Origin of the sequence: Chryseobacterium sp. LJ668 (assembly GCF_019613955.1) — a bacterium.
Classification (GTDB): Bacteria; Bacteroidota; Bacteroidia; order Flavobacteriales; family Weeksellaceae; genus Chryseobacterium.
The window spans coordinates 3,382,194-3,395,933 of the sequence record NZ_CP080443.1; the positions used below are offsets into that span (position 1 = coordinate 3,382,194).

11 protein-coding genes are annotated in these 13,740 nt (G+C 34.3%); 6 read left to right on the forward strand and 5 right to left on the reverse strand.

Features of this window, described 5'->3' with window-relative positions; all coding sequences use genetic code 11:
- Positions 1-150 precede the first annotated feature (150 nt).
- Positions 151-2,655 (forward strand): TonB-dependent receptor domain-containing protein, encoded by a 2,505-nt coding sequence (locus K0U91_RS15830; protein WP_219968640.1) that lies wholly within the window; start codon positions 151-153, stop codon positions 2,653-2,655.
- A gap of 49 nt (positions 2,656-2,704) precedes the next feature.
- On the opposite strand, the gene K0U91_RS15835 is transcribed toward K0U91_RS15830, so the two are convergent.
- From K0U91_RS15835 to K0U91_RS15850, 4 genes are read right to left on the reverse strand one after another with little or no spacing between them, the layout of a single operon-like run.
- Positions 2,705-3,139 carry an adenylyltransferase/cytidyltransferase family protein gene (locus K0U91_RS15835; RefSeq protein ID WP_219968639.1) on the reverse strand — a complete coding sequence of 145 codons (435 nt, stop codon included), beginning with the start codon at positions 3,137-3,139 and terminating at the stop codon, positions 2,705-2,707.
- 30 nt (positions 3,140-3,169) lie between these two features.
- Positions 3,170-4,192: a UDP-glucose 4-epimerase GalE gene (gene galE / locus K0U91_RS15840; RefSeq protein ID WP_219968638.1), complete on the reverse strand. Its 1,023-nt coding sequence runs from the start codon at positions 4,190-4,192 to the stop codon at positions 3,170-3,172.
- Positions 4,193-4,230: 38 nt separating this feature from the next.
- On the reverse strand, positions 4,231-4,665 hold the full coding sequence (locus tag K0U91_RS15845) for a hypothetical protein (RefSeq protein ID WP_219968637.1): 435 nt from the start codon (positions 4,663-4,665) through the stop codon (positions 4,231-4,233).
- Position 4,666: 1 nt separating this feature from the next.
- Entirely contained in the window at positions 4,667-5,791 is a 1,125-nt protein-coding gene (locus K0U91_RS15850) for a DegT/DnrJ/EryC1/StrS family aminotransferase (RefSeq protein WP_220179432.1), read from the reverse strand.
- Between the two features lie 172 nt (positions 5,792-5,963).
- Here K0U91_RS15850 and K0U91_RS15855 point away from each other — a divergent pair, with 172 nt between their 5' ends.
- The 3 genes from K0U91_RS15855 to K0U91_RS15865 are packed head-to-tail and all read left to right on the forward strand — an operon-like array spanning position 5,964 to position 8,405.
- Positions 5,964-7,568 carry a S8/S53 family peptidase gene (locus K0U91_RS15855; protein WP_220179433.1) on the forward strand — a complete coding sequence of 535 codons (1,605 nt, stop codon included), beginning with the start codon at positions 5,964-5,966 and terminating at the stop codon, positions 7,566-7,568.
- A 28-nt stretch (positions 7,569-7,596) separates the two neighbouring features.
- Complete coding sequence (locus K0U91_RS15860; protein WP_220179434.1) at positions 7,597-7,983, forward strand: hypothetical protein; 387 nt, start codon at positions 7,597-7,599, stop codon at positions 7,981-7,983.
- Positions 7,984-8,021: 38 nt separating this feature from the next.
- Entirely contained in the window at positions 8,022-8,405 is a 384-nt protein-coding gene (locus tag K0U91_RS15865; protein ID WP_220179435.1) for a hypothetical protein, read from the forward strand.
- Positions 8,406-8,511: 106 nt separating this feature from the next.
- On the opposite strand, the gene K0U91_RS15870 is transcribed toward K0U91_RS15865, so the two are convergent.
- Positions 8,512-11,046, reverse strand: coding sequence for a phosphoenolpyruvate carboxylase (locus tag K0U91_RS15870; protein WP_220179436.1), 2,535 nt, complete (start codon positions 11,044-11,046; stop codon positions 8,512-8,514).
- Between the two features lie 859 nt (positions 11,047-11,905).
- Here K0U91_RS15870 and K0U91_RS15875 point away from each other — a divergent pair.
- Both K0U91_RS15875 and K0U91_RS15880 read left to right on the forward strand, forming a co-directional pair.
- A complete protein-coding gene (locus tag K0U91_RS15875; protein WP_220179437.1) occupies positions 11,906-13,069 on the forward strand; it encodes an iron-containing alcohol dehydrogenase in 1,164 nt (387 codons plus the stop codon).
- A 165-nt stretch (positions 13,070-13,234) separates the two neighbouring features.
- Positions 13,235-13,693: a lipocalin-like domain-containing protein gene (locus K0U91_RS15880; protein ID WP_219968631.1), complete on the forward strand. Its 459-nt coding sequence runs from the start codon at positions 13,235-13,237 to the stop codon at positions 13,691-13,693.
- Positions 13,694-13,740 lie beyond the last annotated feature (47 nt).

Genomic DNA, 13,740 nt, shown 5'->3' on the forward strand with positions numbered 1-13,740 from the left:
AAATTAACAATATAGTAATTAACAAACCGCGATCAAAGGCGACCTATCTATTAAAAATAATAAACAAATCTGAAAATCTGAACACTTCAGCGTTTAATAACATTCATAATATTAAATGTGTTTTTCATGATTTGATCTAAAGAATATTTTATGAATCAAACAGAAATAATCAACATTTTTACAAAGAAGACTTTAGCGCTTACTTTTGTATTATCTGCAGCGGCGTTTGCCTTCGGCCAGGAAAAAGTAGGTGTAAGCGGAACAATTGTAGACAAAAGTAACCAGCCGGTGCCTTACGCATCTGTTACTTTTAGTCACAAGCAAAATAAGCTTTTTAGTGATGCTACCCTAACGGATGAAAAGGGTCAATACAGATTAGAACTTACTCCCGGTAACTACGACGTTTCAGTAGAAGCAATTGATTATAAGAAAAGCACGATCAACAAGCAAATTGCTGCAGCAGGAAATATAGGAGCGTTATCTATTGAAGCTGAAGCATCAACAACCAATCTAAAAACACAGGATATACAGGGTGTTACGATTACTGCTACTGTAAAACCTTATAAAGTTGAGCTGGATAAGAGAACATACGACCCTTCTCAGGACATCGTAAGCAAAGGTGGAAACCTTCAGGACGTTCTCTCAAACGTACCTTCTGTGTCTGTAGATACAGACGGTACCGTGTCAATGAGAGGCAGCTCAAACGTAAGATTTTTGATTAATGGAAAACCTTCTGCTCTTCTGGGGATTGATGACGGCGCAAATGCTCTACAGAGTATTCCTGCAGACCAGATTGAAAGAATTGAAGTAATTACCAACCCATCTTCGAAATTTGAGGCAAGCGGAACGGCAGGTATTTTAAATATCATTTTAAAGAAATCTAAAAAAACAGGTTTTAACGGAAGTGTAACCGGAACTTTAGGCTATTTACCTCAAACCAATTTAAATACTAATTTAAGCTGGAGAAAAGGAAATCTGACATGGTTTTTGAATGGCGGCGGCGGCTATCGTGAATCTAAAAACACCAATAGAAACAACGCAACCTATTTTAATGCTGTTGCAGATAAAGATAGAACCGCGATCAATCAGGAATCTATCTCAAATAATAACAACAACAATTACAATGCATCTTCAGGATTCGTTTATGATTTTTCTGATAAAACATCGATAAATGCATCGGCAACCGTGCGAACTTTTGACAGTGAGAATATAGGAAATGTAACCTATGATGAGCGTTTCAAGGACGGAACAGGCGCATTCTCTCAAAGGCTGAACAATGGTTCTAATGACAATCTTGCTTTTCAGGGTGATTTTGGATTGGATCATAAATTTGATGATAAAGGGCAGCTTATATCATTGTCAGCAAGTTTACAGAGCAACAGATCATTTAATGATACCTATGTAAATCAAACTCAAAACGGTTTATATGAGCTAGAAAATTCCATTAATCAGACAACTAAAAATAAGACATTAGTAGGTAAAGCTGATTATGAGCTTCCTATTGGTGAAAATGCTAAAATTGAGGCAGGCTACAGATTAGACATCAATCAAAATGTTTATGATAATGATGTTTTAGAAAGAACAGTCGCAAATCCTGTATTTCATTTTCTGAATAACTATACTTACAATGCTTATTACAGGGAAATTTTCAATGCGGGATATGTTCAGTTCAGAAGTAAAATCGGAAAATTAGGTTATCAGCTAGGACTTAGAAATGAATATTCTCAGGTTGATATCAAATATTCAAATTTAGATTATTACACGGACAATATTAACAGTAAAAAAACTTATAATAATCTATTTCCTTCTGTATTTTTAAGCTACGAGATTGCAAAAGACAATCAGTTTTTAATCAATTATTCAAGAAGGATTGATAGACCGAGATCATTCTTTTTGATTCCAAACCCAAGTTATACCGATAATCAGAATATTTTTGAAGGGAATATTGACTTAAATCCATCTTATGTAGATTCTTATGAGTTTGGATACAGTATTTCAAAAGGTAAATTCACTATAAATCCGACTCTTTATTACAGACATTCAACAGATGATGTAAAAATGCTTGTGTATTCTGACAAGGGAGTTTTTAAAACCAGACCTATTAATTTGGGATCTGATGACCGCTACGGTTTAGATTTAAATTTCAATTGGGATGCTACAAAATGGTTGAAGTTCTTAGGTAATGTTGATTTATTCGGATATAAGACAACAGGAATCTATACTGATCCTGCAATTCTCACCAAACCAATGTCTTTTGAAGGTACAGGTTTTTCTACAAGAGCAAGACTGACTTCCACTTTCAAGATTGATAAGACATTCAGCTTCCAGCTGCAAGGTTTCTACAGAGGTGCCCAGAAAACTGAAAACCAGACAAGAAACGATATGTATGCTTTAAATCTTGGCGCATCAAAAACGATCTGGGACGGTAACGGAACAGTAAGCTTCAATATTCAGGATATTTTTAATACACGTTCTATGAGAAGTGTAACTAATACCGCTGAATTTAGCAGAGATTCTTATATGCAATGGCAACCAAGACAGTTTGCAGTATCCTTGACTTATAGATTCAAGCAGGGTGAAAAAATTGAGCAGCCTAAGAAAAAGAAAGATGTGAATTCTAATGCTACAGGAGACGAACAGCAGGCTCCGATGTAATTATTAATGAATATAAATAAAAATCCCGAAATTATTTTCCGGGATTTTTTTATTTCAGTTTTGCCATTTCGGCTTCATAGATTCTTTTCCTAAGATCACTTGAAGAAAAGCGGTGATCTCTCTTATTATAAAAAATTTCAATTCCTTTTTCTTCACAGTATTTTTTTCCTGTGAAATCCTTGTCCATATAATCATCACCAATAATCCGAACATCAATCACAAAAGATTTCAAGATATCTTCCAGATCTTCTTCCGTATAGTAAGGGATAATTTCGTCCACAGCATTCACAGCTTTCAGCTGTATATATCGTTCAACAATGGTTTGAGTTGGCTTATTCTTCGTAGGACGATCATGTGAAGGATCGATTTGAAGACCAACAATCAGATAATCGCATACAGTTTTGGCTTCCTCCAACATTTTGATGTGGCCCGCATGAAGTAAATCAAATGATGAGAATGTGATGCCTATTCTTTCGGTTTTCATATGTGTATATTATGAGTCTATTATTTGTATTTAATTTTTTCTTGAATTTAAATACTTCTGCCAATTCCATACCGTTTTTAGTGCTTCTTCCAATGAAGTTTCAGATTTCCACCCAAGTTCTCTTTCTGCTTTATCAGCATTTGCATAGGCCACGGTAATATCTCCTTCTCTTCTGTCACAAATTTGATAAGGAACCGAAACATCATTAGCAGATTCAAAAGCTTTCACAACCTCTAAAACCGATGATCCCTTCCCTGTTCCTAGATTATAAATATCAATTACAGTTTTTTCTGAATTTTTATTGATCAGATTTTTCAAAGCGGCAACGTGAGCTTTCGCCAAATCTACAACATAGATATAATCACGGATTGCTGTTCCATCCTCAGTAGGATAATCATCTCCCCATACGTTCAGTTTTTCACGAATTCCTGCTGCAGTCTGCATCACATAAGGCACAAGATTATTCGGAATTCCGATAGGCAATTCTCCTAACAGAGATGAAGGATGTGCTCCAATCGGATTAAAATACCTCAACAAACAGATTTTTCTTTGATAAGCCTGAGCAAAATCTTTTAAGATTTCCTCACCCATTTGTTTTGTTTTGCCATAAACGCTTTCCGGCAATTTGAGCAAAGTGTTTTCATCAATTGGCATTTCGTCTGCTTGTCCATAAACAGTACAGGATGAACTGAAAATAAAGTTGGAAATATTTCTTGTTTTAAATTCCTGAAGAACATTGATCAACGAAAATAAATTATTTTCATAATAATCAACCGGTTTTTCCTGGCTTTCACCTACTGCTTTAAATGCTGCAAAGTTGATACAGCCTTCAATATTATGTGCGTCAAAAACCTGATTGAGAAGTTCTTTTCTTTTTAAATCAAAAGGATAAAAAATAGGCCTCTTACCTGTAATTTCCTCAATATTGCTTAAAATAAATTTTTCCGAATTGGATAAATCATCTATAATAATGACTTCAAAGTTATTATTGATCAGTTCTACTACGGTGTGAGAACCGATGTACCCAAGTCCGCCTGTTACAAGTATTGCCATTGTTTTATAAGTAATATATGATTGGTAATGTCTAATTTTTATTCTAGTTTTCCTAAATCTTCTATTTCCAAGAAATCTATGTTTCTATATTTAAAAAAATTAGTAATAAATAAAAGCATGAAAATAATTGAAAATACTATAATAAATTTAAAGTTATCCTCTATGAAATAATCATTTTCATAAATTAATTCCACTAACGCAAAAAGAAAAAAAAATAAAATAATTGAGTAATGAACATTTAGTATTAATATGGTTTTTCTAAATCTTAGTAAAATCGAAATTATACTTAACATTGCTGTAAATGCTATCATTGAAGCAAATACAAAAGTCATATTTTCCCTTGAAAGTGTTTTATCAGAACCAAACTCTATAAAACTATCATAACTTCCATAAGAAAATAAAATTAATATAAAGAGTTCTATTATAAATAATAAAACTCCAATAATTTTATACTTAAAAATTTGTTTTTTCATTTTATCTTATAAACTCCAACACAGCATCTGTAATATACTTCAGCTGCTCTTCGTCTAATTCTGTGTGCATCGGAAGAGAAATTACCTGATCCAAAAGCTTATCGGTATTCAAAAAATCGCTATCGTTGCTTTCCTGATAATAGGCTTTCTGTTTTCTTAAGGCGACAGGGTAATAAATCATTGCCGGAATTTCTTTTTCAGTTAAGAATTTCTGCAATTCATTTCGTTTTCCGTTAAGGATTCTCAAGGTATATTGATGGAAGACGTGTGTTGAATATGCTGCTCTTTTCGGAGTTAAAATATTTTCATTTCCTCCGAAAGCTTCATCATAATAATCAGCTGCTTTTCTTCTGGCATCGTTATAAGAATCCAGATTGGGAAGTTTTTTTCTTAAAACTGCCGCCTGAATGCTGTCTAATCTTGAATTTACCCCGACCTCATCGTGATAGTATCTTTCGTACATTCCATGATTGACGATCCCTCTTAATCTATGGGCTAACTCGTCATTATTGGTAAAAATTGCACCTCCATCACCATAACATCCTAAATTTTTAGACGGAAAAAATGAAGTTGTCCCGACAATTGACATCGTACCTGCGTGTTTTACGCTTCCGTCTGAAAAGGTAAACTGAGAACCGATTGCCTGTGCATTGTCTTCGATCACAAATAAATTATGTTCTTCAGCAATCTTTAAAATCTCCTCCATATTCGCGCACTGTCCGAAAATATGTACCGGAATGATTGCTTTTGTTTTAGGAGTAATTGCTTTTTTGATCTGCTTTGTAGAAATTGTAAAAGTATCGTAATCAACATCTACCAATACAGATTTTAATTTAAGCAAATGAATAACCTCTACCGTCGCTGCAAAAGTGAAGTCCGCAGTAATAACCTCATCACCTTCCTGTAAATCTAACGCCATGAGTGCGATTTGCAAAGCATCGGTTCCATTGGCACACGGAATTACATTTTTCACATCCAAATAGGCTTCCAGCTCGTTTTGGAAAGATTTTACTTCAGGGCCATTGATGAAAGCCGCAGAATCCAACACATTTAAAACCGCATTATCTACATCATTTTTTATTTTATAATACTGACTTTGCAAGTCAACCATCTGTATCTTTTTCATATGGTAAATGTTAATTTTTAAAAGTCAAATGTTATCGCTATTTTTATTGGTATTCTGATATGCAGAATGTTGTACGGCGATTTTTATACACAAATATTTTCGTAAAAATAAGGAATTTAAAATCCTGCGAAAAATTTTATTGAATTTGTTTTATCTTTATAAAAAATAAACAATGAAAAAACTTTTATTAATTTGTTTTTTAGCAGGTTATAGTTTAAGCCAGGCTCAAACCGAATTGGTTTTTGTCTATTTTAACAGCAAACCCAATAAAACAGCTTTCTATGCCAATCCTTTGTCTGAGCTTTCTCAAAAGGCACTCGATCGACGTACTGCTTTAGGAATAGCCCTGAATGACCAGGACGCGCCGATTGAACAAAGCTACATCCAAAATCTTCAGAATTTAGGATTTACAATTACAGACTCCTCAAAATGGCTAAATGGTGTTGCCGTAAATGCCAATCAGGCTCAGGTTAATTTAATCAAAGCTCAGCCTTTTGTGCAGTCTGTAGAAAGTTTTGCGAAAAACTCTTCATTGATATTAAAAACTCAAAATACCAATAAATGGGAAAGTTTCGAAAAAGCTCAAAAAGATTTGACAACATTTAATTATGGTTCAGGATCAGAACAGATTGATCAGATCAATCTAAGACCGCTTCATCTTGCGGGGTTCACAGGAAACGGCGTTTCAATCGCGGTGATCGACACAGGTTTCCCTAATGTCAATACGGGCACGGCATTCTCCAGATTATGGACTAACAATAAAATTAAAGCCGGTTATGATTTTGTGACAAAAACTACCAATATCTATAATACTTCTTTAAATGCACATGGGACCGTGGTATTAGGAGCAATTGGCGGATACATTCAAAATACTTTTGTAGGTTCTGCACCTGATGCAGATTTCTATCTTTACCGAAGCGAAAATGCGGCTGTAGAGGTTCCCGAAGAAGAGCTTTACTGGATCGAAGCTGCCGAAGAAGCCGACAGAAAAGGTGTAGATGTCATCACAACTTCTTTAGGCTATAACGTTTTCGATGACCCAAAATATAGCTATACTTACGCCCAAATGAACGGAACAACTTCTTTTATTGCGAGAGCAAGCCAGATTGCCGCAAGTAAAGGAATTTTTGTTTTGATTGCGGCCGGAAATTCGGGTGAGCAAACCTGGCATTATATTACAACACCTGGTGACAATGCACAGGTTTTCACCATCGGATCTGTAGATTCTGCAGGATTGTCTTCAGGATTTTCATCGTATGGGCCTAATTCTCTAGGTGTTATAAAGCCCGATGCAAGCGCAAGAGGAACAGCTGCAACAACTGTTGATAACAATACTACAACTTCAGTCTCGGGGACATCAATTGCTACACCCATTGCTGCCGGCGGAGTTGCATGTCTGATACAGGCTTTTCCTACGATGAGCAGGGATTTAATGAAAACCAAATTAAGACAAACTGCTTCCCTTTTCCCCAATTATACGGACCAAATGGGTTATGGGATTTTGAATTTCGGAAATTTATATAATTCAGTGTTGAATACTTCTGAACTGGTGAAAAAAGATAAATTTGCCATTTTCCCGAACCCAGTAAAAACAATTTTAAATATCGCAACTGAAGGTGAAGTCTCATCTCTTGAAGTGTATGATAATTTAGGAAAATTAGTTTTAAAATCAAAAAAACAAAAATCAATCAACGTTCAGGATTTTTCTAATGGGACCTATTATCTGAAAATTCAGATGAAAGATCAGGTTTATTATGAGAAATTTTTGAAAGAATAAAAACCCTTAATTATAAGTTGAAAATTGGATGTTTAAAACAATTTTAACAGTACTATTTATTTTACAATTTTTTTACTGTAAATCTCAAATTATTGATTCTGATAATGATGGAATAAGGGATGAAGAAGATGCATGCCCAAAAATCGCAGGGATAAGTGACAGCCATGGATGCCTGGGAATTAGTAAAGAAGAATACGCCGTAAACAACCAAAGACAATTACAACAGTTTACAGAATTTGAAAACAGTTTTAACTTTAAACAACTATCAAGTTTAATTACACAGAAACTAAAAAAGAAGTATTTTGAAAAGAGTGATATAATTCTACTAAATTTTAGATACGAGGAATGGGGAAATGACATCAGCAGCTCAAAACCTAGATTACCATTAGATAATGTAATATTCGTCAAAATTTAACTAATAATTTGTGGAACAAAGAAAATTTCGAAAATTTTATGAAAACTAATCGTAGAAAAAAAATAGTTCTCGTACAATCACTACAATATCCAGATAATATATTTGTAAATAATTTTGAACATCAAAACCCCTTCATTAAAAAATTTGAAAGCGGAAAAGTTTTAACTGATAGAAAATTCATAACACGTCCGCCGCAAGAATTATCCTATTATAGTTATTATAAAAAAACTGACAATAGACCGTTAACACTTGGTGATGATGTATATAGGTATTCGGGACTGGCAATTTATTTATCTCACAAAAATAATTTTGTTAAAGCAGATTATTATTATAATTTTAAAATTTCAGTCTCAAAATTTTTCAAATTCGAAAAAGGTAAATGGCAAGAAAGCAGTCTTACAGAATTTGAAAAACTTAATTGATAAAAATCACCAATGAAATATAATTACTTTTGGTTGGTGATTTTTGAGGTTTGGTCTAAATTAAATAGACATATTTTAAGTACACATTAAACTAAATTATGTGACTTTAAGCCGAATTTCTACTCGCATTAATATTTCCAAAAAGCGATCTTGTTACCAGTTTTTCATACGCTTCCTTGTTTCCTTCACCTTTCTGAATTTTCATTAAAGCGTATTGCTGAATGCTCAACAACGGAAGTACAATTTTCTCACGTATTTTCACAGATTTTCTTGACAACGGATCTTCTTCCTGAAGCATCGTAAAACCTGTCAGTTCAAGCATGATATCTTTTGAAAGATTGTATTCTTCGAAAAGCACATTCCAGAATTCACCGAATTTCGGATTGTCTTTGATGTAATAGGTTAACGGAAAATACGATTTGTTCATGCTCATCATCGAGTTTAATACTAAAGTTTTAAAGAAATCAGAACCTCTGTACAATTCTCTCACTTCATTAAATCTGCCCTCATCTTTCAATTGCTGCATCGCAAAACCAAAGCCAAAAAATCCAGGAACGTTCTGTTTAAGCTGTGACCATGATCCCACAAAAGGTATAGCTCTCAAATCTTCAAATTTCAGTTCATTTCCACCACCGCGTTTTGAAGGTCGGCTTCCGATATTGGTTTTTCCGTAATATTCTAGCGTGCTCATCTCCTGAAGATAAGGCACAAACATGGGATGCGCTTTTAAATCTGAATATTTTTTATAACTGATATTGGCCAGCTCAAGAATCAGAGCTCTTTCTTTTTCCGTAAGATCTTTTTTAGAGTTTTTAAAAACATCATTTTCAACGCCAGCCGTCAGAAGCTGTTCAAAATTATATTTTGCCTGCTCTTTATTTCCAAAAATGCTTGTAATGGTCTGTCCCTGAATGGTCAATTCAATTTTATTATTGGCAATTGTTTTTCCCTGGGAAGCATAGAAATCGTGGGTTTTGCCTCCGCCTCTAGCCGGCGGACCACCTCTACCGTCGAAAAAAACAACTTTAATTCCGTTTTCTTCTGACAGTTTAGTGAGCACTTCTTTGGCTTTGTAAATTTCCCAGTTGGCTTTCAGATAACCACCATCTTTAGTTCCGTCGGAGAAACCGAGCATAATCGTCTGCTGATTTCCTCTACGTTCCAAATGTTTTTGATAAATTGGATTTTCGTATAAATCTTTCATCACCTTTTCGGCATTATCAAGACCTTCCATCGTCTCAAATAGCGGAACAATATCCATATTAATTTCTTCATCTCTGTACCCCGAAATTTTGAAAAATGCATACACATTCATCACATCTTTCACCGCATCAGAATTGGAAATAATATACCGATTCATCCCTCGATGTCCGTTTGCTAACTGAATATCTTTTATCTGTACAACATTGAGTAAGGTGTCTTTTACAATATCATTAAAATCACCGGCATTTATTTTTTCTGAAAGCTGAATCAGCTGATTAAATTTTTCTTCATGACTTGCTTCAGATTCACCCAACTGAGCTCTGTAGACATCATCAATCACCTGCTGATGAATCCTGCTGTCTTGTCTGATATCTAAAGTGGCAAAGTGAGTCCCGAAGATTTTTACTCGATCTCTGAAGTTTTCAAGCTGGTCTAAGAACAGCGAATTATGCTGACTTATCAATATTTCCTCTGCGTCATCAAGCCTTTTGATTATATGTTCCGCAGTGATTATTTCATTTCTAAAAATAGCACTGTACAATTCTGCACTCAACTGTCCTAAAATTTCTGAAACACCCCTGAAGCTCAATCTTCTTCTGACATCTTTCAGATTTCCATAATAAGATTTTAAAATTGCAGAGCGCAGTTCTTCAGAAACTCTTTTTGTAACATCAGCAGTAACAAAAGGATTTCCGTCTCGGTCACCTCCCGGCCAAAAGCCGAGCTGAATTAAATCCTCATGCAAATGATAATGCTCTGTACCAAAAGTTTTTTTTATTTTAGTGAACAACTCACCAATGGTATCATAATAAACATATCTCAGATAATGAATGATGCTCAAAGCCTCATCAATCGGAGTTGGTTTTTCTTTATTGACGAAAGGCGTTTTCCCTAACTGCTGCAAAAGCATGTCGATATTGGTAATCGAATCATCGGTAATAGACTTTCTTAAATCATGCAGAATTCTCTGAACCGAACTTGGATAAAACTGTGTAGGGTGAGCCGTAAAAACCACTTTTACTGTAAAATCCCGTAGCTTTTCGCGCACTTTTTCTAATTTATGATCCTGCAACGAACGCTCAAAAAGATTGGTCGCGGTTCCGCTGTCACTTTCAGAATGCAAATTCGGAAATGCTGCATCTTCAATACTGTCAAACAAAACCACCTGTCTTTCTATATACTGAATGATTTTAAACAGCAATTCTAATTTTTGTTCTTCTGTCTGCAGATCTGTATGATTGGTAAAGAATTCTTCTACGATATCTTCAGGAGTTTTCCCTGATTGATAACCTTCTTTACTTTCTTCATACAGAAAAGGAAGAAGCATCCCGATATTGGTCATTTTATCATAAGGGAGGCTCATAAATAATGAGTTGTAAATCTGAAATTTATTTTCTACAATCTGCCTGAATTTTTCTGTGCGCTGGTCTTGTCTCATACAACAAATGTAAAGTTTTTTGTATTCAATTATTATTTTTCGGGATGATTTTTACAAAAAATTTAGCACAAATAGTCAAATTGCAATCGATTACATACATCATTTATTCTGCATGAATGATGCGGTTTGATGAATCATATTTATTAAAATTGAAATGCTAAGAATAGAAAAAAATTCCAGTTCCGCTCCATTTGATATAAATTAAAAGAGGTGATACTTGTTTATTCATATAGAAAAATATTCTTCGTTAATCTCAGACATTTTGAAATGTAAAAATGATGAGAAAAAAAATATTATTTTTTTTTAAATTCAAAATCGCAACTTATCAAACTTATTTTGAGCAACATACAGCACCATCATCTTCTATGTATCATCAAATAGGGAATTTTATACTGTCAGGTTATTTTATTTTTTGTAATTTAGATTTTATTTATTCTAAACCAATCACAATGCAAAAGAAGATATTCTCGGATCAAAGCCTGGAAGAATTAAAACGTACGAAAAAAAAATATCAGTCTACAATAATAATCTTCACCTTAATTATCTTACTATTCACAGGAATTGTTATTTACATTACAAATAAAAATGGCTTTTCGATTTTCACAATATTTCCGCTAATTTTTATTCCTATCTATATTTACACTTTATTAAAACTAAAGAAGGTAAAAGACGAAATCAAGACAAGATCTTCTTACATCCGTTTACAAAATAAAATTAAAGAAAACGATTCGAACTGATATTTTTAAAACAACTCAAAATTCCATCGTTTTATTAAAACATAATCATTCAAATTTTAAACATTTATTAACTGAAATTTCATCATCCGATGCGTACATTTGATCTAAATAAATTTAGAACAATGCTTAATTTCGAATTTAAAAATCCCACAAAAATATTTTTCGGTAAGGGAGAAATTGCCAAAATTTCAAAAGAAATCCCACAAGATGCAAGAATTTTAATGATCTATGGCAGTGGAAGCATCAAAACCAACGGCATTTACGAGCAGGTAAAGCAAACTTTGAAAGATTATGATCTCTTTGAGTTCGGAGGTATTCCTGCCAATCCTGAATATGAAGTTTTGGTGAAGGCTTTACAAGATATCAAAGAAAACAAGATTACCTATCTGCTCGCTGTAGGAGGCGGTTCTGTGATTGACGGAGTGAAATTTCTATCTGCAGCAGCCAATTACGAAGGCGAACCGTGGGAAATTTTGAAAAAGCCTATTAGAACCTTGGAAGGTAAAGGAATGCCATTCGGGACTATTTTAACGTTACCGGCAACCGGATCAGAAATGAATTCAGGATATGTAATCTCGAGAAGAGAAACTAGGGAGAAATTATCTTCAGGCGGACCAGGGCTGTTTCCTCAATTCTCGGTTTTGGATCCTGAGGTTGTAAAATCTATTCCGAAAAAACAGATTGCGAATGGTATTGCTGATGCTTATACTCACGTTTTGGAACAATATATGACTTTCCCGTCTTCTGCAGATCTCCAGGAGAGGATTGCAGAGAGCATTTTGATCAGTCTCCAGGAAACCGCGCCAAAAGTAATGGCTGAAAATTTTGATTATGATGCAGCTGGAAATTTTATGTGGTGTTGTACCATGGCTCTTAACGGCCTTATTCAAAAGGGAGTAATCACCGATTGGGCAGTTCATGCAATGGGCCATGAGCTAACTGCTTATTACGGTATTGATCACGCAAGAACTCTCGCAGTAATCGCACCTTCTCATTACCGCTATAATTTCGAAAATAAAAAGGAAAAATTAGCTCAATACGCTGAAAGAGTTTGGAAAATAACTGAAGGAAATACAGAACAAAAAGCTGAAGCTGCTATCAGGAAAATGGAAGAGTTTTTCCACAGTCTGCATATTCAGACCAGACTTTCAGATTATACTGATGATTACCTCAACACTGCAGAACGTGTTGAGAAAGCTTTTACGGAAAGAAATTGGATTGGATTGGGTGAACATAAAAAACTGACTCCTCAGGACGCATACAAAATTGTGGAGATGAGTTATTAGAATAACAGTTTAAGTTGGATGACCATTCAGTGTTGATTTCCCAGATTAAATCTATGCTTCTTTTTTGAAATTGTCTTTTTTACAAACATTCATCTAAAAAACCTTAATTTCATTATAAATATTTCAAATTTATTTATATTTTAGCATATTCTAAAATTTGTGAAAATGAAAAAATACTTACTTTTATTTGCCTTTGCTGGTTTGGCACTTACTTCGTGCGAAGATGATGACGTTCAACACTTTGAAATGGATATGCTGAAAGGTGAATGGAAGGTTTCTAAAGCTGAAATTATTTCAGGAGCAGACAATAAAACTGTAATTTCAACTGATACCCCTACAGGCTGTAACGCGAAAAGCACAACTGAATTCAGAATTGATTTTTATGCAGCATATACAGCTGTAACCGGTGTAGGAGCTACATGTACCAGTTCTAAAACTGAAGGAACTTACACTTATGATGCCGAAACGAAAGAATTGGTTATTAAATATAACAATGATACCGCAAGAAAATATAAGGTTGTCATTCTGAGCAGTTCAGAGCTAAGACTGATGGAAATGTTTGACAGTATAGATTACGACGGAGACACGGTCATCGATTACACCTTTATCAATTACGTAAGATAAGTTAACAAGCTCCCGAAAATCTCGGGAGTTTTTTATTCTATTTATTT

Bases quoted from the DNA above. Each gene is read 5' to 3' on its own strand.
- K0U91_RS15830 (WP_219968640.1), top strand. From the start codon at position 151: ATGAATCAAACAGAAATAATCAACATTTTTACAAAGAAGACTTTAGCG.
- K0U91_RS15835 (WP_219968639.1), bottom strand. From the start codon at position 3,139: ATGAAAACCGAAAGAATAGGCATCACATTCTCATCATTTGATTTACTT.
- galE (WP_219968638.1), bottom strand. From the start codon at position 4,192: ATGGCAATACTTGTAACAGGCGGACTTGGGTACATCGGTTCTCACACC.
- K0U91_RS15845 (WP_219968637.1), bottom strand. From the start codon at position 4,665: ATGAAAAAACAAATTTTTAAGTATAAAATTATTGGAGTTTTATTATTT.
- K0U91_RS15850 (WP_220179432.1), bottom strand. From the start codon at position 5,791: ATGAAAAAGATACAGATGGTTGACTTGCAAAGTCAGTATTATAAAATA.
- K0U91_RS15855 (WP_220179433.1), top strand. From the start codon at position 5,964: ATGAAAAAACTTTTATTAATTTGTTTTTTAGCAGGTTATAGTTTAAGC.
- K0U91_RS15860 (WP_220179434.1), top strand. From the start codon at position 7,597: ATGTTTAAAACAATTTTAACAGTACTATTTATTTTACAATTTTTTTAC.
- K0U91_RS15865 (WP_220179435.1), top strand. From the start codon at position 8,022: ATGAAAACTAATCGTAGAAAAAAAATAGTTCTCGTACAATCACTACAA.
- K0U91_RS15870 (WP_220179436.1), bottom strand. From the start codon at position 11,046: ATGAGACAAGACCAGCGCACAGAAAAATTCAGGCAGATTGTAGAAAAT.
- K0U91_RS15875 (WP_220179437.1), top strand. From the start codon at position 11,906: ATGCTTAATTTCGAATTTAAAAATCCCACAAAAATATTTTTCGGTAAG.
- K0U91_RS15880 (WP_219968631.1), top strand. From the start codon at position 13,235: ATGAAAAAATACTTACTTTTATTTGCCTTTGCTGGTTTGGCACTTACT.